The following is a 495-nucleotide window of genomic DNA, read 5'->3' on the forward strand; positions in this document are numbered from 1 at the left end:
CGGCCTGGCGGTGATGGACATCGACGACGCCCTGGCCTACATCGACCGCCAGCGAGGCTACATGGGCGCGGTGCAGAATCGCCTGGAGTCGACGATCAGCAACCTGCAGAACATCGCCGAGAACACCGCAGCCAGTCGCTCGCGCATCCTCGACACCGACTTCGCCAACGAGACCGCCAACCTCGCCTCGCGGCAGATCATCCAGCAAGCCGCGCAGAGCATCCTCGCCCAGGCCAACCAGCGCCCGCAGGCGGTACTCGAACTGCTGGCCTGAGCCCTGCGCAATCCGTCGCAAGCCTTGCGCCAAGAAGCGCAATTAATCGCCCGCATACACGACAGCGCGAAATTTTCAGGCGTTTTTCCCGTAAGTATTGCCATCATTCCCTACCGAACGTAGGGTTAGCGACATGAACACTGCACATACCCTCATTCTGATGCGGCAACACCGCTGCCTGCGCCTGGTCAGCCCACGACTGCGTGGCTGAATCCTCGTCT

General features: G+C 61.8%; 1 protein-coding gene. It reads left to right on the forward strand.

Annotated features, from left to right (window positions below; translation table 11 throughout):
* Positions 1-274: flagellin (locus tag J0A65_RS23015; protein ID WP_269814705.1), on the forward strand; the 274-nt coding region annotated here is incomplete at its 5' end.
* Positions 275-495: the final 221 nt, after the last annotated feature.

It is taken from the genome of Bowmanella yangjiangensis (assembly GCF_017255015.1).
Lineage (GTDB): Bacteria > Pseudomonadota > Gammaproteobacteria > Enterobacterales > Alteromonadaceae > Bowmanella > Bowmanella yangjiangensis.